This window comes from Fulvivirga sedimenti (genome assembly GCF_020328055.1).
Map to the genome: position 1 here is coordinate 247,120 of NZ_JAIXNE010000004.1, position 18,856 is coordinate 265,975.

General features: G+C 45.1%; 17 protein-coding genes. 15 read left to right on the plus strand and 2 right to left on the minus strand.

What is annotated here, in order from left to right:
- Positions 1-4: 4 nt before the first annotated feature.
- The 9 genes from LDX50_RS19125 (at position 5) to LDX50_RS19165 (ending at position 10,502) form a co-directional block, all read left to right on the plus strand.
- The gene (locus LDX50_RS19125; protein ID WP_225697808.1) at positions 5-1,390 is read left to right on the plus strand and encodes a sensor histidine kinase; all 1,386 of its coding nucleotides are present in this window, start codon (positions 5-7) and stop codon (positions 1,388-1,390) included.
- A gap of 69 nt (positions 1,391-1,459) precedes the next feature.
- Positions 1,460-4,588 (plus strand): efflux RND transporter permease subunit, encoded by a 3,129-nt coding sequence (locus tag LDX50_RS19130; protein WP_225697809.1) that lies wholly within the window; start codon positions 1,460-1,462, stop codon positions 4,586-4,588.
- Positions 4,581-5,801: a TolC family protein gene (locus LDX50_RS19135; protein ID WP_225697810.1), complete on the plus strand. Its 1,221-nt coding sequence runs from the start codon at positions 4,581-4,583 to the stop codon at positions 5,799-5,801. Before LDX50_RS19130 ends, LDX50_RS19135 begins: the two co-directional genes overlap by 8 nt.
- Positions 5,798-6,910, plus strand: a complete 1,113-nt coding sequence (locus LDX50_RS19140; RefSeq protein ID WP_225697811.1) for an efflux RND transporter periplasmic adaptor subunit — start codon at positions 5,798-5,800, stop codon at positions 6,908-6,910. Before LDX50_RS19135 ends, LDX50_RS19140 begins: the two co-directional genes overlap by 4 nt.
- 69 nt (positions 6,911-6,979) lie before the next feature.
- Positions 6,980-7,843: a hypothetical protein gene (locus LDX50_RS19145; RefSeq protein WP_225697812.1), complete on the plus strand. Its 864-nt coding sequence runs from the start codon at positions 6,980-6,982 to the stop codon at positions 7,841-7,843.
- Positions 7,844-7,922: 79 nt separating this feature from the next.
- The gene (locus tag LDX50_RS19150; RefSeq protein WP_225697813.1) at positions 7,923-8,441 is read left to right on the plus strand and encodes an RNA polymerase sigma factor; all 519 of its coding nucleotides are present in this window, start codon (positions 7,923-7,925) and stop codon (positions 8,439-8,441) included.
- 27 nt (positions 8,442-8,468) lie between these two features.
- A complete protein-coding gene (locus LDX50_RS19155; RefSeq protein WP_225697814.1) occupies positions 8,469-8,915 on the plus strand; it encodes a hypothetical protein in 447 nt (148 codons plus the stop codon).
- Positions 8,916-8,933: 18 nt separating this feature from the next.
- Positions 8,934-9,407, plus strand: a complete 474-nt coding sequence (locus LDX50_RS19160; protein WP_225697815.1) for a Spy/CpxP family protein refolding chaperone — start codon at positions 8,934-8,936, stop codon at positions 9,405-9,407.
- A gap of 3 nt (positions 9,408-9,410) precedes the next feature.
- Positions 9,411-10,502 (plus strand): hypothetical protein, encoded by a 1,092-nt coding sequence (locus tag LDX50_RS19165; protein WP_225697816.1) that lies wholly within the window; start codon positions 9,411-9,413, stop codon positions 10,500-10,502.
- A 46-nt stretch (positions 10,503-10,548) separates the two neighbouring features.
- Here LDX50_RS19165 and LDX50_RS19170 read toward each other — a convergent pair whose 3' ends face one another.
- Positions 10,549-11,163 (minus strand): HdeD family acid-resistance protein, encoded by a 615-nt coding sequence (locus LDX50_RS19170; RefSeq protein WP_225697817.1) that lies wholly within the window; start codon positions 11,161-11,163, stop codon positions 10,549-10,551.
- A 180-nt stretch (positions 11,164-11,343) separates the two neighbouring features.
- On the opposite strand from LDX50_RS19170, the gene LDX50_RS19175 reads away from it, so the two are divergent.
- Positions 11,344-13,269, plus strand: coding sequence for a S9 family peptidase (locus tag LDX50_RS19175; protein WP_225697818.1), 1,926 nt, complete (start codon positions 11,344-11,346; stop codon positions 13,267-13,269).
- Here the strand turns inward: LDX50_RS19175 and LDX50_RS19180 are convergent.
- Positions 13,266-14,267: a bestrophin family protein gene (locus tag LDX50_RS19180; protein WP_225697819.1), complete on the minus strand. Its 1,002-nt coding sequence runs from the start codon at positions 14,265-14,267 to the stop codon at positions 13,266-13,268. The genes LDX50_RS19175 and LDX50_RS19180 overlap by 4 nt on opposite strands.
- Before the next feature lie 236 nt (positions 14,268-14,503).
- Between LDX50_RS19180 and LDX50_RS19185 the strand changes: the two genes are divergently transcribed.
- From LDX50_RS19185 to LDX50_RS19205, 5 genes are all read left to right on the plus strand, one after another.
- Positions 14,504-15,076 (plus strand): helix-turn-helix domain-containing protein, encoded by a 573-nt coding sequence (locus LDX50_RS19185; protein ID WP_225697820.1) that lies wholly within the window; start codon positions 14,504-14,506, stop codon positions 15,074-15,076.
- 75 nt (positions 15,077-15,151) lie between these two features.
- Positions 15,152-17,365: a heavy metal translocating P-type ATPase gene (locus LDX50_RS19190; RefSeq protein WP_225697821.1), complete on the plus strand. Its 2,214-nt coding sequence runs from the start codon at positions 15,152-15,154 to the stop codon at positions 17,363-17,365.
- Positions 17,366-17,587 carry a heavy-metal-associated domain-containing protein gene (locus LDX50_RS19195; protein ID WP_225697822.1) on the plus strand — a complete coding sequence of 74 codons (222 nt, stop codon included), beginning with the start codon at positions 17,366-17,368 and terminating at the stop codon, positions 17,585-17,587.
- A gap of 18 nt (positions 17,588-17,605) precedes the next feature.
- On the plus strand, positions 17,606-17,884 hold the full coding sequence (locus LDX50_RS19200) for a UBP-type zinc finger domain-containing protein (RefSeq protein WP_225697823.1): 279 nt from the start codon (positions 17,606-17,608) through the stop codon (positions 17,882-17,884).
- Position 17,885: 1 nt separating this feature from the next.
- Entirely contained in the window at positions 17,886-18,797 is a 912-nt protein-coding gene (locus tag LDX50_RS19205; RefSeq protein ID WP_225697824.1) for a DUF5996 family protein, read from the plus strand.
- The last annotated feature ends 59 nt before the right edge of the window (positions 18,798-18,856 follow it).

The window sequence follows — 18,856 nt, forward strand, 5'->3', positions numbered from 1 at the left end:
AGGTATGTCATACAGAAACAGGATTGCATTTAATTTCTTACTCGCCACCGCGTTAATAATGGCACTTGTCTTCGCGATGGTTTACATGATAGTTCGAATTAATGTATATGAGCACCTGGATAATGACCTGGAATACGAAGCCCGGAAACACGAGAAAGAGGTGATGTACGTAGATAACCAGGTAGTCTTCATCAATAAAGCAGAATGGGAAGAACGGGAACACCGCGAAGTACAGGTTAATCCTGTATTTATTCAATTACTGGATGATACGAAATCAATAACCGATAAGTCACCCAATCTTAAAACTGATTCATTAACACTTCGAACGGAAATTCCAGCATATGAGCATCACAGTGCAAGTCTTCAGGGCAAACCCATCCGACAGGTGTATATTCCTTTGGAAAAGGACGGAAATGAAACCGGCTATCTGATCGCGGCCATCCCACTGGAAGATGCACAGCTTGTTTTATCCAGTCTGAAAAGGATCTTACTCACCTCCTACCCGCTTATTCTCCTTTTTCTGTTTTTCAGCACGCGCATGCTGGCTGGAAAAAGCATTGAGCCTGTGCAGACTATTACAAGTACCGCAGACCGGATTACACGTAAAAAGCTAAACGAGCGCATTCCACTGCCAAAGTCACGCGACGAGATTTATACATTAACCAATTCGATCAATGATCTCCTGGACCGGATTGAAGGCGCTGTGATCCGGGAAAAACAATTTACTTCGGATGCTTCTCATGAGTTGCGAACACCTCTCTCTGTTATGAAAGGAACATTGGAAGTATTGGTCCGAAAACCACGGACGAGCGAAGAATATCAGGTAAAAATATCGGAAATGATCAATGAAGTTGATCGCATGTCCGTCATGGTGGAACAGCTCCTCCTGCTGGCCCGGTTTGACAACATGACAACATCGGTTAAGAAGCATCCGGTGCTATTGAATGAGATTGTTGATGAAAGTATCCTCCACTTCAGAACAGAAATTGAAAACTCAAATCTCTCCATCAGAATTTCAGACCCTGATCAGGTCACGGTCACTTCCGATCCCACATTGCTTCAGATTGCCATGGACAATCTGATTTCCAATGCCGTAAAATATTCCGAAACCGGTGAGGAGATCAGTATAGTGATTGGAAGGAAGAACGATCTACCCTTCATCTGTATCAGGAATTCAGGAAATTCAATTGCCATGGAGGATCGCGAACATATCTTCCAACCCTTTTTTCGCGGGAACATTACCCACCAGAAAAAACACCGTCCGGGACAAGGACTGGGATTATCGATTACCAAAAAGGTCTGTGATGTTTTGCAAATCGAAATTGAGCCAAAATTTGACAGCGCTGATGCAATTTCCTTTACACTAATATTTAATGAAAGTGAAAATTAAGAAAGCTTTAAGCATTAATAAGGCCATTGACAACGCTCATATTATAATTTTATGATCTAATTACGCCACATGCTCGACTCAATAATACGCTTCAGTCTTAAAAACAAACTTCTGATATTTTTAATGATATCGGGTATTTTGGGATTTGGACTTTACGCCATATACAATATTCCAATTGGTGCGGTGCCGGATGTGACCAATAACCAGGTTCAGGTAATTACAACTTCAAGAAGCCTTTCAACGGAGGACATTGAAAAATACGTAACCTACCCTGTCGAACTTGAAATGGCCAATTTGCCCGGTGTAAAGGAAATTCGTTCTATTTCAAAATTTGGTTTGTCGGTCGTTACAGTTGTATTCGATGATGATATGGATACATATCTGCCGCGCCAGTTAATCGCAGAAAAGCTTAAGAATGCAGAATCCATAATTCCCAGTGGTTTCGGAACGCCTGAAATGGGACCTGTAACAACGGGTCTGGGAGAAATTTATCAATACGTGCTGGACGTTGAACCTGAATACAAGGATCAGTATTCCATTACCGACCTGCGAACAATACAGGACTGGATCGTAAAGCGGCAATTGTCCGGAATACCCGGCGTGGTTGAGATCAATACCTGGGGAGGTTACCTGAAGCAATATGAGGTGGCCATAAATCCGGAACGGCTCAGGTCGATGAATATCAGCTTGCTGGAAGTATTTAGTGTGCTTCAAAAGAACAACAGCGTCGCTGGTGGCGGGTATATTGAAAAGGGCGGAGAAAGTTATTTTATCCGTGGCGAAGGCCAGATAGAATCTCTGAATGACATCAACAACATCGTCGTTACCATGCGCGCTGGTAATCCTGTATATATCCATGATATCGCAGAGGTAGGTTATGGCAATGCTATTCGCTTTGGGGCCATTACCGGCAATGGAGAGGGTGAAAAAGTTCTTGGTCAGGTTATGATGCTGAAAGATGCCAACTCAAAAGCGGTTATCGGGCGTGTTAAGGAGCGGGTTGCTGAAATTCAGGATAATCTTCCTCCGGGGATTTTTATCAATCCATTCCTGGAACGCAGTGTCCTGATAGAAAAAACCACCCATACGATCATCGAAAACCTGGTACTCGGTTGTTTGATTGTAATTTTTGTAGTGGTCCTCCTGCTGGGTAATCTCAGATCAGGTTTGATCGTAGCCTCCATTATTCCGTTAAGCCTGTTATTCGCACTGGGAATGATGTTCATTTTTGGCGTGGATGCAAACCTGATGAGCCTTGGAGCCATTGACTTCGGAATTATCATCGATGGGGCCGTCATTATTGTGGAATATATTGCATTTCGAATTGCCCAGAATTCTGATCAGCTTACTGGTTTAAATAAGGCCGACCGTCGCGTCGCGATGGATGATGTGACGTATAATGCCACTTCACGACTGATGAATTCTGCGATTTTCGGTCAGCTGATCATTATAATTGTTTTTATTCCCATCCTTTCGCTTTCGGGTGTTGAGGGCAAAATGTTCCGCCCGATGGCCCTTACCTTCAGTTTTGCGCTTATTGGCACCATGTTGCTCTGTTTTACGTATGTACCGGTCATGTCGTCGTTGTTCATCCGACCCGGCAAACAAACAGATAAAAATATTTCAAGGCGACTTATCCACTGGATACAACGGCAGTATGAGCCTGTGATTACTTTTTCACTTAAAAACCGGAAACTGGTACTGGCAGCTGCTTCAGCAGCATTGGTTGCTACCGGCTTCATCTTCTCTACCATGGGCGGTGAATTTGTACCTACACTGGATGAAGGGGATTTTGTGATCCAGCCCGTACTGAAAACAGGCACGTCCCTGGAACGGACGGTGGAGATTATGACCGACATTGAAAATATTCTCCGGCAATTCCCCGAAGTGGATCAGGTTGTCACCCGAATCGGAGCCGCTGAGGTTCCCACCGATCCGATGTCAATGGAAGAATGTGATGTTATCATTACACTGCTTCCGAAAGAGAATTGGGTAACGGCCGATACCAAAGATGGGCTTGCCGAATCATTTAAGGAGGCCTTATCGGCTTTGCCAGGAATCGATTATGAGTTCACCCAACCCATCGAAATGCGTTTCAATGAGCTTATAACCGGGGTTAGGGCCGATCTGGCCATTAAAATATTCGGTGAGGAAATGGATGTGCTGAATGAACTGGCCCAAAAAGTTGAAAGCCTGATAGAGAATGTAGAAGGAGCTTCGGATATCACAACGGAAAAGGTCGTAGGCCTTCCGCAAATGACCGTCCGGTATTACCGAACAAAGATCGCGCAGTATGGATTGAATATTTCTGACCTGAATCAAATGGTTGCCCTAAGTTTTGCGGGATTAACGGCCGGAAGCGTTTATGAGGGAGAAAAACAATTCGACCTGGTGATCCGCTTTCAGCAAACCTTCCGGAAGGATATTGATAACCTGCGGAATTTATATGTTCCGCTTCCTTCGGGCGGACAAATACCTTTACGCGAGCTTGCCACCATTGATTATGCGACAGGTCCGGCCAAAATTTCCAGGGACAACACACGGCGACGGATTGTAGTCGGCGTAAATGTACGAAACAGGGACCTGGAATCTGTCGTGGAGGAAGTGAGCGGTATCATAGATGCGAATGTTCAATTACCCGTAGGATATTCTGTCACTTACGGGGGACAGTTTGAGAACCTGCGTTCAGCGCGCGCACGTTTAATGATTGCTGTTCCCGTTGCCCTGCTCTTGATTTTTATCCTGTTATACCTTGCCTTCAATTCCCTGCGAGATGCCTTAATGGTTTACAGCGCCATACCCCTTTCTGCTGTTGGTGGAGTTCTTTTGCTCTGGATACGTGGCATGCCCTTTAGTATCAGCGCAGGTATCGGGTTCATTGCTTTGTTTGGTATAGCAGTTTTGAATGGTATTGTTCTTATTGAGCATTTTAAAAAACTTAAGGATGACGGCCACAGTGATCTGCGGAAACGAATCATCAAGGGAACCAGGGAGCGCTTACGGCCTGTATTGCTTACAGCATCGGCTGCTGCACTTGGATTTCTGCCGATGGCTGTTTCAGGGTCTGCCGGCGCCGAGGTGCAACGTCCGCTAGCGACTGTAGTAATCGGTGGATTGATCTCCGCAACCATGCTTACGCTTGTTGTTCTTCCAATTCTTTACTCCTATTTTCATAAACCTCAGGATACCCATGAATAAACAGATCTCTTGTACCTTTATCCTGATATTGATAATTTCCGTATCTGCACCCCTTGCCGCGCAACAGGACAGCGTCATCCTCGATCTGCCCGAAATCATTGACCTTGCTATACAGAATAATGCCAGTCTTCGGGCCGGTGCTCTTGAAGTCGACCGGCAGGAAGAACTGGTTCGCCAGGGGTACAACTGGGATAAAACAGGCCTGTTCTACCATTACGATGAAAATAACATCGCCGAGAATGGTTTCCCGGTACGCGTATGGGGTGTTCGGCAATCCTTTGCATTCCCAACGGTATATAATGCCAGTAAGCAGGCACTAATGGCAAACGTTTCCTTAACCCGGCATGAATATACATTGCGCGAATTCGAACTGAAGAAACAGGTTTCCAGGGCTTTTCATCAACTGGGATATTATTCCGAACTCCAGAAACGTTTTGTCTACCTCGACAGCCTCTACCGTAATTTCTCAACAGCTGCCCGCAGAAGATTTGAAACAGGCGAGAGCAATTACCTGGAACGGATTACGGCAGAAGCGAAGATGAAAGAAGTTGAACTGATGATGAACAAGAACCGTCAGGAACTGGCCTCGGCCCGGCTCGAACTTCAGACCCGTATCCAATCCGACAGCCTTATCGGTATCCCCGATGACAGTTTCAGGAAAACAGTACCACCCCAATCCGCTGAATTTTCGATTCATCCCGGAGTCGAGATTTGGAATGCATATGAGGAAATGGCCGACTGGCAAACCCGTACCGCCCGGAATCAGCTTCTTCCCGACTTGCAGCTATCCTATTTTCAGGGAACGAATAATCAGCCGGAGTCAAAGGTTTATCAGGGCTTTGAAGTAGGTATCGCAGTTCCATTGCTCTACGGCACGCAGAAGGGCCAGATCCGTGCAGGAAGAATCCAGCAGAACATTTATTCACGACAGAAAGAAAATTATTTGATCGGACTGGAATCACAGCAGAAAATACTTCAAAATAAACTGGCCCAGATCCAGGAATCACTGGATTACTACGAAAACAACGGACAAACGCTGTCAAGAGAGATAATCAGAGCCTCGGAAAGAAGCTTTCAGGAAGGCGAGATTGATTATTTTCAGTTTATTCAAAGCATTGACAATGCAGTTCGCATTGAGATGACCTACCTTGAAAGCCTGCTGAATTATAACCTGACGGCTGTTGAATTACAATACCTTACTAACAAACCATGAAATACGGAACGTTATTATTTATACTAATCCTGGCATCTTGCGGACCTCAAAACGGGGAGCCGGCGAAGAGCGAACCAGCGGGAATAATTCCGGCAACTCAGGATCTCTCATTCAATGAAGAACAACTTGCCGCACGTAACCTTAAAATAGTACAGCCTGATAATTTCAATTTTGGGAATTACGTTCGCGTTAATGGCTATATCGATGTTCCACCGGAAGGCCGTGCGTCGGTTAGCGCCTTCTACGGCGGTTATGTAAAAAGGCTGGAATTAATCCCGGGGCAAACAATTAAAAAGGGAGAGATTCTGATGTCCCTTGAAAACCCGGAATACCTGGAAATGCAACAAGAATACTTGAGCACACTTGATCAAATGACCTATCTATCAGATGATTATGAAAGACAAAAGACGCTCATGGATGAAAATATCACTTCTAAAAAATCTTTCCTGAAAGCAGAATCAGAATACTTAAATGCACGTGCCCGGCTGGAAGCTCTCCGGCAGAAACTAACCATGCTGGGTATCTCCGTCTCTGATGTAACCAGCGGAAAATTCACACCCGTCGTTCATCTTCGGTCACCCATTTCCGGTCATATCACCGAAGTACAGGCAGTAATCGGCCAATACCTGCCCCCTGCTCAACCAGCGGTCAGCATTGTGAATTCAGATCACATTCACCTGGAACTGCAGGTATTTGAAAAGGACCTTACTAATATCAGTATCGGACAGCCAATCCGCATGAGGCTTCCCTCTGCGGGTGATACGACTACCTACCATGCTTCCGTTTACCTGGTAGGCAAAAATATTAGCGGGGATAACAGGATTGCACTGGTACATGCCCACCTGAATAATGAATCTGATGAGGAAAAATTAACACCCGGCATGTATATCGAGGCAGACATACTAATCTCCGAAGAGATCAAACCATCATTGCCTGCACAAGCCATTCGCAGATCAGGTGACCAGGCATATATACTGGCTTCTGACGACGAAAAATGGCCCAAAACATTCCGGAGGATGGAAATACGGATTGGAAAGGAAACCGACTCTCACACTGAGATCCTGTCTGAACTGGAACCAAACCTCTGGGTTCTGACGGGTACCATATAATTTTTTTCAGGCTTTCATTAAACCTTTGTTTGCGGGCTGCATCAAAGACCCAAATCAAACAAAGAAATTATGAAAAAGTCAGTTAATCACACATTTCGCCTGATAGCCATCTTACTTACGGCAACTTACTTCACTGCGTGTAACAACGACGAAGATGCCGTGCAGGCCGATACCAGCGCAGAAGATCTGGAAATCGTTTCAGAAGCAAGTTTCACCAACACGTTAGCCGACGAAGACCTGGAAATGGTTGAACTCGTTACCGAAGCAAGTATTTCCGGAGGGAAAACGTCAAATCACCACCTGCCTGAATGTGCTGTGGTAACCCGCGATGCAGAGAACCAGCAGGTCATCATAGATTTTGGTGAGGAATGCATCGGACCTTTCGGACGGACACGCAGTGGGAAAATCATTATTTCCTATGGAGGGGAGTTCAATGATCAAATGGCCAACAGGGTAATCTCATTCGATAATTATGTTGTGAACAATCGTCAGATCTCCGGAACAATTGAACTAAGGAATTTTAACCGCAGTGAAGAAGGATTTCTTACTGCAACACGTGCACTCGTAGGGTATACAGTAACCTATCCTGACGGAAATTCAGTAACTGTAAACGGCAGCACACTCAGAGAATGGATTGAAGGCGAGGGTGACGGGGATCCTTTAACCAATGTGATCCGGATTACAGGTGGATATGAGGGAACATCAACACGCGGCGTTCGCTTTACCCACACGATCACCGAACCCGTAATTGCCCGTTTCGCTTGCAGAGCCCAGGGAGGGTTCCTTCGGACTGCCGGAATCATAGAAATGATCCGAAAAAATGAGAACTTCAGCAAGGAACGTATACGAACTATTCTTTATGGTGATGATATCTGCGATAATACAATCACCGTTATAATCAACGGAAGAGAGTTTACCATTACCGAAGAATAAGTATCTATCAGAGAGCGTTTTTTGAGGTGCCGGGAGTTAACCGGCACCCATTTTTTATGTTAGGCCAGAATTAAGACTTTTGTATAACGCGATATCCACCGAGAATTTTCGAGAGATCGTTCGTGCACACCAGGAACGTGTGTACCACGTGATCCGTAAAATGGTCATTGACCATGATGATACGGATGATCTTGTACAGGAGGTATTTGTCAAGGTTTGGCAAAAACGCGACAGTTTTAATGGCGAATCTCAATTGTTTACATGGATCTACCGGATCGCGGTGAATGAAGCCCTGCAATTTCTTCGTAAAAAGAAACGGCAACAACTCATTCCAATTGACGAAGAGGATAACATGATCGAACGTAAATTGAAATCAGAATTATCACTGGATGCAGATGAAGTGCAGTTTCAGCTGCAGAAGGCCATTGCATTACTGCCTGAGAAGCAGAAGGCAGTATTTATAATGAAATATTATGATGAAGTTCCATATGAGGAAATGGCTAATATCATGGGTGGTTCCGTGGGGGGTCTGAAGGCCAGTTATCATCATGCCGTGAAAAAAATTGAAAATTCTTTAAAGGCGGGATTAAACCATTAACCGGGAAAAGCATCTAATAAGCAGGATATGAAAAAAGACTTAAACGATATTGACAAAAAACAGCCATTCAATGTTCCTGAAGGCTATTTCAATAGTCTCGAGGACAGGATTATGGCCCGGGTGGAGGAAGAGCAGAAGAAGGAAGCGAACCCTAAGGTGATCAAAATAAATACATGGATTAAATACGCCGTGGCAGCTTCCATTTCAATTTTGGCGATTTTCTTTATCCTGAATACCAACCAGGATGCCGCCCCAACCGCAGAAGAAATCCTGGCCGACATCCCTGACGATGCAATTGTGGATTACCTGGCCTTCAGTGATCTTACTGCCGACGAAATCATGGACGCTGCCTCATTTACTCTTTCAGAGGCAGATAGTCTGCAAACGGTGAATCCGCTTGAATTAACGATCGAAGAAATTGATGTATTGCTTGAAGAATATAGTCTTTATGACTTAGATAGCAATAAGTTATAAACTTAATAATGCACGAAAATGAAATATTTATTCACTCTTATACTTGCTGTTTTTTTCACTACCGGATTGGTAGCGCAGGACGAAGCAGCACGGCAAAAAATTGAAAGCGCCCGAATAGCGCTGATCACTGAACGCCTTGAACTGACACCAGATCAGGCCGAAAAATTCTGGCCGATCTATCGGGAATATCAGGAAAAGATGAATGGTCTCCGCCAGGAATATCAACAGGCACGCGGAAATGTTCGCCGGCAGGACCTGACAGAGGAAGAAAGTCAGCGACTTCTTGAACTCGGGATGAAAATGAAGGAACAGCAACTCGGAATGGAGAAGACCTATTCCGAACGGCTAACAAAAATCATTACAAGCCGACAGTTGCTGGCACTCCGAAAGGCAGAGGATGACTTCCGACGGATGCTCCTTGAGCGTTTGGAAAAACGACGTGAAATGCAGCAGAGACTGCAAAACCGAAAGGATCAGATTGATAATCAATAATTGTTGAACAATACAATAAACCGATTCCCCCTGAGGAACGCCTTTTTTACAGGCGTTCTTCTTGTATTCATACCCCTCTGGGCTATGTCACAGGACCGGTCTGCCCTGGATTCACTGTACGACGAACTGGATGTGCTTTTTGAAGAAGCAGATCTGCCGATTGGCTTACTGGAAAAGGCTGACAGCCTCATGCGTCTGATGGATATCCAATATCACAGTCTTGGAATGCGTGCCGGTTATATGAGCAATGTACTTACGGCCGGCAGGGATCTGGGAATTGATCAGCATGGATTCAACACCGGTCTCTCCTACTTTCACCCTTCAGGAATGTTCGCGGATTTTTCAGGATACTGGAACAGCGAATATAACCCGACCTACTATCTGACAAATATTGGTCTGGGGTACTGGCATAATTTCAGCAATTACTGGACCCTTAGTATCGGCCACGATTTCATGCTCTACGATAAAGAAATTGAATTCCTGTTTGATAAAGCCGCGCGTGCATCGGTATTTTATCAGCGAAAAAACTGGGAGGCAGGGCTTGACTACCGCTATCTCTATGGCAGGGAGAAAGCCAACCGGTTAGTGGGTATATTCAACGGGCGAATCAGCTGGAAAAATGTTGGATTTATTGATCGGGTCAGCATTATTCCCGGGGCAACCGTTCAGTGGGGCAATTCTGACGTAATTTATTATCGCCAGTCGGAAACTCCGCTGCAGGACCTGTACAAGGTATTGCAGGAAGGCTCCTATCCTCCCCTCAGCGACCGTGAATTTTTGCGGTTGAGCTATTTTATATACCAGGGTTATGATCTGAGAGCCTACCAGTTTCTACGGGAAAAAGGCTTCACAAACAATGACATACAAAACATTTACGATGATTATGAGTCAAACCTGATCACAACCGACAATTCCTATGGCATTATGAACTTCGCGCTGAATACAGCCATATCAATTAGTGAGAAAAACTGGAATCTCTTCATTAACTACACGTATAATTTCCCACAGGCCCTGCCCGGCGAGACCTATGAATATCCAAAAAATGACTATGTGAGTATTTCTCTAATGTATACGATCCTTTGGCCCGCCAAATAAAAAAGGGCCGGCAGACGCCAGCCCCTTTCAAACCTGAATTAAAGTCTTAACCCTGGCCCCTCTGTTCAAATGCTTCACGCGCGTCTTCAATCTTTTCACGCGCATGATCCACTTTATTTTCAATCCATTTGCTTCCTTTCCTGATCTTGAATGAAATCACGATCATCAGAATCCCCATGACAATGGCAAAAAATGCCAACAGACCGATGAGTCCTGCAATGGCCATATCAGGACGGGCGAGTAACACAATTCCCAAAATAACTGAAACTGCACCTCCGGCAATGAGCCAGCCCTCCCCCTTTATTTCCTTTCGAACCTGGATCGCCAGACCGATCTTAACGACACCCGAATAAATAAACCAGAAAGCAAGCATCAGCGATACATATAATAAGGTAATACTGGGATTTCGAATCAACAGGATACCCAGTACAATGCTGATAGCCGCCTCGGCAAACATCAGCCACTTGTCGTCATTATCTTTCCAGTGCCGGAAAGTGTGAATCAGGGCAAAGACCCCATCAATGAAAAGGAAGGCGGCAAACCAAATTGCCAGGGTTGCAGCGGTAACTACCGGACTTACAAATGCGATGATTCCGAAAACCACAAACAAGAGTCCGCGCAGCAGCCAAACCCACCAGTTAAGTGTAAATAGAGATTTCATAGTTAGGTTGAGTATTGATTTGCAGATAATATAGCGCTTTAAATACTCTAATGAAACTTACGATTGTAGCGATTTATCATATGGAACAATCCCCGGTCGGCAACTTTCAAATACGGCACAGTGCATGATCTGATACAAATTGATTAACTTATCAACCTACTTAACCAACAATCCATTCATATGAAATCACACATTTATTTCTTTCTGTTATTCGGACTGCTATTCTCCTGCAGCAAAACGGAGAATTCCGAAAAAGCAGCAGACATTCCGTTGTATACCATCGAGCAATTCATGGATGTAGAGTCGATCAACGGAAGTTCGTTTTCACCGGACGAATCAAAAATATTAATCAACAGCAATAAATCCGGTGTATTCAACGCGTACGAAATTTCCATCGAAACGGGAGAGATTACCCAGGTGACCTCTTCAGAAGACAATGCAATTTTCGGACAGAGTTATTTCCCGGAGGATGACCGGATCATTTATTCAAGTGATCAGGGAGGCAATGAGCTTACACAGGTATTCATCCGCGAACCGGATGGATCCACCCTTACACTTACTCCTGACAGCACGGCCAAATCGATGTTCGGTGGTTGGAGCCATGACCGTCAGAAATTCTACCTGGTCTCCAATAAGCGGGATCCGCGTTTTTTTGACATGTACCAGGTGAATGTTGATGAGATTGGCGAAGACAATGTTTCCCAGTCGAGTATCATCTATGAAAATGTTAAAGGTCTCGACCCATCGTCCATTTCCGACGACGGGCGTTATATAGCCCTGGTGGAAACCATTACCACAAACAACAGCAACATGTATCTCCTGGATACGGAATCTGGTGAAACCCGGCTATTATCAGAACATGAAGGTGATGTTCAATATCAGCCACAGTACTTCAGTTCAGACGGGTCTGAATTGATATACCTGACAGACGAGGATAACGAATTCATGTATCTGAAATCGTATAATCTCAAGGACGGCAGCACATCGGTCATTCAAAAAGCAGACTGGGATATCTGGTATTCATACCTGTCACATGGCGGCACCTATCGTGTAACGGCGATCAACGAAGATGCGCGTACCAAAATGGAAATATTGAATACCAAAACCGGCAAACTGGTTGAACTTCCCGACCTTCCGGAAGGTGATTTAACATCGGTAAATATTTCTGAAAGCGAAAAATACATGACTTTTTACGCGAGTAACTCGAAATCACCCAATAATCTGTACCTGTATAATTTCGAAACCGGGGAATTAAAAAAATTAACCGATACCATGAATCAGGAAATCAATCCTGACAACCTGGTGTCCGGGGAGGTGATCCGGTACAAATCATTTGATGGAATGGAAATTCCCGCGCTGCTCTACAAGCCTAAAACAGCCAGCGCTGAAAATAAGGTTCCTGCCCTCCTTTGGATACATGGAGGTCCGGGGGGACAAACCCGATTAAATTATTCGGCGAGTTTGCAATACCTGGTGAATCACGGTTATGCGGTTCTCGCAGTGAATAACCGGGGTAGTTCCGGTTATGGCAAATCATTCTTTAAGGCAGATGACCGTAAACATGGTCAGGATGACCTTCAGGACTGTGTTGAATCGAAGAAGTTTCTGGCTCAGCTCGATTACATTAATGCCGACAAGATTGGAATTCTTGGTGGAAGTTACGGGGGCTACATGGTAATGGCTGCCCTTGCGTTTGCTCCTGAGGAATTCGAAGTAGGCGTAAATTATTTCGGTGTTACGAACTGGCTAAGAACACTTAAAAGCATTCCACCATGGTGGACTTCCTTCAAAGAAGCGCTCTACACGGAAATGGGTGACCCGGTAGCTGATTCTGTTATGCTCTACAACAAGTCTCCGCTTTTCCATACAGAAAATATAACGAAACCCTTTATCGTATTACAAGGATCAAATGACCCTCGCGTGCTACAGGTGGAATCGGACGAGATTGTTGAAGCGGCGCGGGCGAATGGTGTTCCGGTAGAATATGTAATCTTCGATGATGAAGGACACGGATTCCTGAAGAAGGAGAATAATATTGAAGCCTCGCAAAAGGTACTGGAATTCCTGGACACCTACCTTAAGGGCACCGGAGAAACAACCCCCTAATAGAGAAAATCATGCACCGGTTTGATCGGTTCGGGAAGATCTTCCTCTCCAAGAATCTCCCGTAAATCAATTTCAATAGTCCGGCTGAGGGCAGTTATAGGAATATCATTATAGCTGCCCTCAAACGGATTCTCACTGTAATCACCAATCATTTCCATTGTAAAGTAAAGCCAACCGATCAAAGAACTGAAAGGAATGGCCAGCCATACATTGACATCGTGAAAGGTATCGATCATTCCAAGTGGAAGCAGAAACGCAAAAATCCAGACCGCGATGGTATTGTAGGTGGCATATTGCCGGGGAAAGGGATAATTTTTGATCCGCTCACTCTTACCCTGCTGAGTATAAAGATCTATTAACAGGTCCTGCAACTTCATATGGCGGAACTCGTCGATAAGCCCTTCTTTTCTGAGAACTTTCAGACGCTCACTCTGTCTTGAAATGAGCTGGGTTGCAGCGTTGGCACTTTTGATAATGGATTCCCTTTCCTTTGATGGAATCAGACTGCCAAGATCATCCTCCAGGGAAATCCTGTATTCAGGAACAACTCCCTTGAAATAGGCTTCCTCCTTCGCTTTATTCCTGTGCTCCCATCGTCTCCTTTCACGAAGCTGATGCCGGAGAGCAGTAAGCCATGCAATATGCCGATACACCAACTCCTTATGAATACGATCCAGTTCTTCCTGATCCACGTCTGTAAAGGTGTCGGTAATAAGGTCACGCACTGAAATTGCCCAGGAACGGCTCGTATTTACGATCGCACCCCAGATCTTTCGGGCTTCCCACAGTCGGTCGTATGAAGCGTTGTTTTTAAATCCCAGGAAGAATGCAACAGCGACACCAATCACCGACATCGGTAACCAGGGAATCTTCAGCCAGTCTTTACCCAATAATTCATAGAGGGCAACAACGACGCTGGAATAAATAAACATGATCACCAGGTATTTTGATGACCACAATATCGTTTGGGTAATGGAGTAATTTCTGCGGGTTTGCAATTCGTTGTTTTTAGTTCAATGGTTACAAAAATCAGGAATCGCCTCAATACCTGAAGTATTCAAAAGATACTGAAAATCCTGAAACGATCCTCTGATGGCCAACTAAAATTGAATACGGCACATGATTCATTGCGCAAAAACCAGGCAGTAAACGGACATTCCTTGTGATTCAGAATCTTTGGCGAATTCAGAACCTGGCCGAATGCCGAGTAAATTCTAATGCGTACCTTTACCTTATGATCGAAGGAACAGAATTGGTAATTAAAAATATGGTCTGCCCCCGCTGCATTCAAGCGGTTAAATCGACATTTTTGAATCTGGATATCCCGGTGAAACAGATTGACCTCGGAAAGGTGATCATCGATCGGCCGCTTCAGGAAGGCGAATACGAAAAATTGGCTGTTTCATTAAAGAATGAAGGTTTTGAGTTACTGGAGGATAAAAATGCCAAGTTGGTAACGGCCATCAAGAATGCGTTACTAAAACAAATCCATTCATCGCATACTCCCATTCACATTAATTTCAGCTCATTCCTGTCGGATTTATTTAACCACGAATACAGCTACCTGAGCCGTCTCTTCTCCTCAGTTGAAGGTATCACCATTGAACGTTACATCATACGGCTGAAAGTTGAAAAAGTGAAGGAACTACTTACCTATGAGGAACTAACCCTTACCGAAATTGCAGACCAACTCGAGTATAGCAGCGTGTCGCATCTTTCCTCCCAGTTCAAGAAGGAAACCGGAATGACGCCGTCAGATTTCAAGGCGCTGCAAAATCCGCCCCGGTCCTCGCTCGACGAGATTTAGACAAAATTTCGTAAACTATTATCAGTATTCTGAAAGACCGTCCTCAGCCATTCTTCGTACTTTTACATAGTAATCATGAAGGCTACGAAAGAACAATTTGCTATTGACGGGATGACCTGTGCATCCTGTGCCACAAGTCTTGAGTCCTACCTCAGTCATGTGAAGGGTGTGCTGAACGTTTCGGTCAACTATGCGGGCAAATCACTTCGAATCGAATACGATGCCGACCAGGTAAACCCGCAAATACTGGATGACAAGGCCCGGGAGATTGGATATCATATAATCACAGGGAAAGACAATGCGCGAAAGCAGGAGCTGGAAACACTGGAAAAGTCGAGGATGATCACCCTGAGAAGAAAACTCATCGTGGCTGTGCTATTTTCAGTACCTGTTTTTATTCTTTCCATGTTTTTTCCAAACGTATTTCAGGGCTCGCACTTCCTGCTGTTACTGCTGTCACTCCCGGTAATGATATACAGCGGCAGCGAATTCTTTGTCAATGCCTTGAACCGCTTGCGGCACGGCTCTACCAACATGGATACCCTGGTAGCGTTGAGTACAGGCATCGCATTCCTGTTTAGTGCATTCAATACTTTTTTCCCTTCCTTCCTGGCAGACCGTGGTCTGCCCGTTCATGTCTATTATGAATCTGCAGTAATCATTATTACCCTGATCCTTCTGGGGCGATACCTGGAGGAACGGGCTAAGAAAGGAACCACAGAAGCTATCCGGGCTTTAATGGGTCTTCAGCCAAATGAGATGACTGTAATCCGGAATGGTGAAGAAATGCGGATTGCCATAACAGAAGGCATGGTTGGGGACCTTGTTATCATAAAACCGGGAGAAAGAATACCCGTCGATGGAAAGGTGAGGAAGGGTTCTTCCTTTGTTGATGAAAGTATGATCACGGGAGAACCTGTGCCTGTTGCGAAGGAAAAGGGTGATGAAGTATATGCGGGAACCATTAATCAAAACGGTCATTTACGCATTTTCACCACCGGGATCGCCGGCGAGACCATGCTTTCAGGAATCATTAAACTCGTTGAAGAAGCCCAATCAACCAAGCCCCCCGTTCAAAAAATGGTCGATAAGATCGCAGCGGTTTTTGTGCCGGTGGTTATCGTCCTGGCAATACTGGCAGGTATTACCTGGTGGGTATTCGGACCCGAACCCGGGATTACGCATGGAATCATCATACTCATTACTGTTTTGATCATCGCTTGTCCGTGCGCCCTCGGTCTTGCAACGCCTACGGCCATTATGGTAGGAATCGGCAAGGGTGCAATGAATGGAATTCTGATCCGTGATGCTTCTGTTCTCGAAATTGCGGGCAAACTTGATACAGTCGTCCTTGATAAAACAGGAACCATTACTACCGGTGAAATTTCCGTGCAAAATCTGGCTTTTAAACCCGGCACAGATCATGCCTCCAGCGCAGCGGTGTGGAAGACCATGGAGACACATTCCGAACATCCACTGTCAAAAGCGATCATCGAGCACTTCAATGATTATAATGAAATTAATATTACTGATTTTCAATCTGTTACCGGAAAAGGATTAAAGTGTTCATTTAATAATGATACCTACTATACGGGCAATGCTGCCCTCATGGATTCTGTCGGTTTATCTACGAAAGATGTCTGGATGAACGAGGTAATCAGCGACGGCGAAAAAGGTGCAACGATCGTTTACCTGGCGAATGAAACCGAGGTAATGGGGGTTATCTCATTAATGGACCAGTTGCGGCCTGACACCCGGAAACATATCGATGAATTACACAGGATGGGGCTGGAGGTTCATCTCCTCACCGGTGACAATCAGATGGCTGCGCGGCACATGGCTGAAGCAAGTGGCATCACCCATGTACGTGCAGGGGTTCTGCCTGCTGACAAGGAACAGTATATAGCAGGGCTGCAAAAGGAAGGAAACATTGTGGCCATGGTTGGTGACGGCATTAATGATGCACCCGCGCTCGCCAGAGCTGATATTGGGATAGCGATGGGTACAGGCACAGATGTGGCAATCAAAAGTGCTTCCATCACCATCGTAGGTCAGGGAATTGGGAATGTTGTTTCGGCGATACGTTTATCCAAATCCAGTATTAAAACGATCCACCAGAATCTTTTCTGGGCATTTTTCTATAATATAATTGCCATTCCTGTGGCAGCAGGTTTACTGTACCCCTTCTTTGGGATTTTACTGAACCCGATGATTGCGGGAGCCGCGATGGCCTTTAGCTCTGTTTCTGTTGTACTGAATAGTTTAAGACTTAAAAAAAGTAAGATCTGAATGTATACCTATAAATTCAAAACCAATATGACCTGCCAGCATTGCATCATGACGGTCACCCCATTTCTGAATGAACTGGATTTTGTCGACCACTGGCAGGCAGATCTGAATCCACCCAACACCGTTTTAACTGTTGTCGCTGATGAGGACCGGCCTGGTGAAATTATCGATGCCGTAGTAAGGGCGGGATATTCAATCGAAAAAGTAGCAGAACGTTCGTAATGTTCGTATCTTTTAAGAATGCCTCTGAAAACAGTATTATGTGGTCATCTTAAAGATTTGAAGGTTATCCCTCCTGATAAGGATTATTGCGAGGAATGCCTTCCATCAGGAGACGAGTGGGTACACCTGCGTAAATGCCAGGTTTGCGGGCAAACCCTGTGCTGTGACTCATCAGTGAATCAGCACGCCCGAAAACATTTTGATAGTACAGGTCACGAAGTAATCATTTCCGCGGAACCTAATGAACACTGGTCTTACTGCTATGTCGATAAGTATTATAACATGAACGCATTCTGATATGAATTTTACCTATCCGCCATTACCACTTGAAGCCTGGGAAGACAGCAAAATAACCCTTCATTTGTATCTTCAGATCGTCGGTAAGATCATGCTTGACATGAATGTGCGGAAGAATCACTGGTGGCATATGACCTTCAAGTTCACCGACCGGGGATTAACGACTGGACCCGTCCCCTATTCAGAAGGTTATTTTACGATTCTTTTTGACCTTGTAAATCATCAGCTAAGAATTACCACCAGCACAAACGGGACAGTGGCATTCGCTCTTCATGATGGATTGTCAGTGGCGTTTTTCCATGATAAGCTGTTTGCTTCACTCCATTCATTAAATATCAACCCAACAATTGTGGGTGTACCGTTTGATCATCCATGCAAGGAGCCATTTGATGTTTGCACCACCCATCATCACTACGATAAGAAATATATACAGCGCTACTGGGAAGTACTACGGCATATCGCCTATGTATTTGAGAAGTTTTCCGGCGAATTTTCGGGTAAAGTGTCTCCTGTGCAGCTCTACTGGCACCATATGGATCTCGCCGTTGCACGATTTAATGGCAACGAGGCACCAGCCATGCCTGAAACTGCACGCATTTCTGACAGGGATGCCTATTCACATGAAGTGATCAGCGCTGGATTCTGGGCGGGAGATGAGCAGGTGCGGGGCGCTGCTTTCTACAGTTATACCTACCCTTCACCCGACGGCTTAGAAAAGGAGCCTGTTTCACCCGCTGAGGCCGCCTGGGATATGTCGTCAGGCTCACCTATGGCGGTTCTGATGTACGACGATCTGATTCGGTATGAGAATACAGATGCCATATTGCTTGACTTTCTGAGATCGACGTATCGGGCGGGAGCCAAACTTGCCGGATGGCCCGTAAAACAGCTTGAATATACCCCTCCGGCATAAATCCACACCTCCTTTTTACCGTTTACATAAAAGGGGCGGAATATCAGAAAAATCACATA

What these genes read in the sequence shown, in the direction of transcription:
- LDX50_RS19170 (WP_225697817.1), bottom strand. Translation starts at nt 11,163, where the DNA reads ATGAAATCTCTATTTACACTTAACTGGTGGGTTTGGCTGCTGCGCGGA.
- LDX50_RS19140 (WP_225697811.1), top strand. Translation starts at nt 5,798, where the DNA reads ATGAAATACGGAACGTTATTATTTATACTAATCCTGGCATCTTGCGGA.
- LDX50_RS19145 (WP_225697812.1), top strand. Translation starts at nt 6,980, where the DNA reads ATGAAAAAGTCAGTTAATCACACATTTCGCCTGATAGCCATCTTACTT.
- LDX50_RS19135 (WP_225697810.1), top strand. Translation starts at nt 4,581, where the DNA reads ATGAATAAACAGATCTCTTGTACCTTTATCCTGATATTGATAATTTCC.
- LDX50_RS19160 (WP_225697815.1), top strand. Translation starts at nt 8,934, where the DNA reads ATGAAATATTTATTCACTCTTATACTTGCTGTTTTTTTCACTACCGGA.
- LDX50_RS19175 (WP_225697818.1), top strand. Translation starts at nt 11,344, where the DNA reads ATGAAATCACACATTTATTTCTTTCTGTTATTCGGACTGCTATTCTCC.
- LDX50_RS19190 (WP_225697821.1), top strand. Translation starts at nt 15,152, where the DNA reads ATGAAGGCTACGAAAGAACAATTTGCTATTGACGGGATGACCTGTGCA.
- LDX50_RS19200 (WP_225697823.1), top strand. Translation starts at nt 17,606, where the DNA reads ATGCCTCTGAAAACAGTATTATGTGGTCATCTTAAAGATTTGAAGGTT.
- LDX50_RS19205 (WP_225697824.1), top strand. Translation starts at nt 17,886, where the DNA reads ATGAATTTTACCTATCCGCCATTACCACTTGAAGCCTGGGAAGACAGC.
- LDX50_RS19125 (WP_225697808.1), top strand. Translation starts at nt 5, where the DNA reads ATGTCATACAGAAACAGGATTGCATTTAATTTCTTACTCGCCACCGCG.
- LDX50_RS19185 (WP_225697820.1), top strand. Translation starts at nt 14,504, where the DNA reads ATGATCGAAGGAACAGAATTGGTAATTAAAAATATGGTCTGCCCCCGC.
- LDX50_RS19130 (WP_225697809.1), top strand. Translation starts at nt 1,460, where the DNA reads ATGCTCGACTCAATAATACGCTTCAGTCTTAAAAACAAACTTCTGATA.
- LDX50_RS19195 (WP_225697822.1), top strand. Translation starts at nt 17,366, where the DNA reads ATGTATACCTATAAATTCAAAACCAATATGACCTGCCAGCATTGCATC.
- LDX50_RS19155 (WP_225697814.1), top strand. Translation starts at nt 8,469, where the DNA reads ATGAAAAAAGACTTAAACGATATTGACAAAAAACAGCCATTCAATGTT.